A 2,275-nucleotide genomic window follows, 5' to 3' on the forward strand; every position below is an offset into this window, starting at 1 on the left:
GGTCGGCGCGTGCCGGCTCGTACCGCTGGTCGCACGCGGCACCGTGCTCGGCGCGGTCATTGTCACCCGCACCCGCGACCGCGATCCGTTCGACGTAGCATGCGAATGGTCCCTCTTTAGAGGAAATTAACGGAACTGTCGAGGTACCCAAAGGCAAAGGCTTTTGGAAAACCCTGTTCGCCTATTCTGGACCGGGAGCATTAGTTGCTGTGGGATATATGGATCCAGGCAACTGGTCTACTTCGATTACGGGTGGGCAAAACTTCCAGTATTTATTAATGTCGGTCATTTTAATGTCTAGTTTAATTGCAATGCTATTACAATATATGGCTGCTAAATTGGGAATTGTTAGTCAAATGGATTTAGCTCAAGCAATTCGAGCGAGAACGAGTAAAAAACTAGGAATCATTTTATGGATTTTAACGGAATTAGCGATTATGGCAACAGATATTGCGGAAGTAATTGGCGCATCAATTGCTCTTTATTTACTTTTTAATATTCCGCTTGTCGTCGCAGTCTTTATTACGGTATTTGATGTTTTAATATTATTGTTGTTAACGAAAGTTGGTTTTAGAAAAATTGAAGCAATAGTTGTCTGTTTGATTTTTGTAATTCTTTTTGTGTTTGTTTATCAAGTAGCGTTGTCTGATCCTAATTGGGGGGATGTACTTAAAGGATTGGTTCCGACTGGTGAAACGTTCTCCTCTACACATTCAATTGGTGGTCAAACGCCTTTAACTGGTGCATTAGGGATTATTGGTGCAACCGTTATGCCTCATAATTTATATCTACATTCGGCTGTGTCTCAGACTCGAAAGATAAATCGTACGGATGAAGATGAAATCGCCAATGCTGTACGATTTTCAACATGGGATTCTAACATTCAATTGACTCTCGCTTTTTTTGTTAACTCCTTATTGCTCATAATGGGAGTTGCTGTTTTTAAAACAGGGGCAGTGAAAGATCCATCATTCTTTGGGTTGTATGAGGCTTTATCAAATTCGGATACATTGAGTAACGGAATTTTAATCACCGTTGCAAAATCAGGTCTTCTTTCTACATTATTCGCAGTCGCGTTACTAGCTTCTGGACAAAATTCAACGATTACCGGAACTTTAACTGGACAAGTAATTATGGAGGGATTCATTCATATGAGAATGCCAATTTGGCTAAGACGCTTAATTACGCGTTTGATTTCAGTTATCCCAGTGTTAATCTGTGTAATTATTACAAGCAGGCAAGGAACGATTCGGGAGCACACAGCGTTAAATACACTAATGAATAATTCACAAGTCTTCTTAGCTTTTGCGTTACCATTTTCGATGGTACCATTATTAATGATGACCAATAGTGAGGTGGAAATGGGAAGCCGGTTTAAAAATTCGATAGTTATTCGGATAATAGGATGGGGTTCAGTAATTGGATTGACATATTTAAATTTGATTGGATTGCCCGGCCAAATTGAAGGTTTTTTTGGTGAAAAGGTGACATCAAGCCAACTTGTACTAGCTGATTCTATTGCCTATGTCATTATCGTCGCAGTATTACTACTGTTAGCGTGGACAATTATTGAACTGTATAAAGGAAATAAAAAATATAATCAATTAATTAATGAAAGGTAAGAAGCACTATGGAAGGATTTGATGAATTTAAAAATATTTTAGTTGGGGTAGATGAATCAGAAGGAGCTCAAAAAGCCTTTCAATATGCTGTAAAGCAAGCGAGTAAAACTGGAGCCGCATTACTGATTGCCTCAATTTTAGAAATTGAAGAGCTGAATGTTTATGAAGCGTTAGACCCTGAGTACTTGAGGCAGAAACAAAGTCAATTGTCACTTAATTTGGAAAAGTACAAACAATATGCAGAAAATAGCGGTGTAAAAAACATTCAGCTGTACAGTGGAGAAGGTGATCCGGCCGAGGAAATTACTAAGACGATTTTGCCAGCAACATCTGCAGATATCTTAATCATTGGATCGCGATCAATGCATGGAATTAAAGGATATTTTGGTTCGCATGCTACTTATATGGTTAAAAATTCTCCAATCTCAATTACAGTTATTAAGTAAATATTGCAGATAATATGTATTTGGGTCAATATCTTGGACAAATTGGTTCTGTTGCGAAGTTTGAAAATCAAACGCGTTCTCTCTGAACTCCAAATATCTTAGGCTGTTATTACCATTAATACCTTGATTTCAGTAGACACCGAAAAGCCGAAGAGCGTTCCATTTCTTCGGTCGGCCATGGCGCGCAGGGTGTACGGGATCAGATAC

Annotated in this window: 1 protein-coding gene and 1 pseudogene; both read left to right on the forward strand. The window is 38.9% G+C overall.

Annotated elements, in window-relative coordinates:
• Window positions 1–122 precede the first annotated feature (122 nt).
• Window positions 123–1,622, forward strand: a pseudogene (locus tag AB0M26_RS31805) (Nramp family divalent metal transporter); the annotation flags it as partial.
• Between the two features lie 8 nt (window positions 1,623–1,630).
• A complete protein-coding gene (locus tag AB0M26_RS31810; protein ID WP_047687110.1) occupies window positions 1,631–2,068 on the forward strand; it encodes a universal stress protein in 438 nt (145 codons plus the stop codon).
• Window positions 2,069–2,275 lie beyond the last annotated feature (207 nt).

Origin of the sequence: Streptomyces sp. NPDC051776, from assembly GCF_040681345.1 — a bacterium.
Classification (GTDB): Bacteria; Actinomycetota; Actinomycetes; order Streptomycetales; family Streptomycetaceae; genus Streptomyces.

What these genes read in the sequence shown, in the direction of transcription:
- AB0M26_RS31810 (WP_047687110.1), top strand. Translation starts at nt 1,631, where the DNA reads ATGGAAGGATTTGATGAATTTAAAAATATTTTAGTTGGGGTAGATGAA.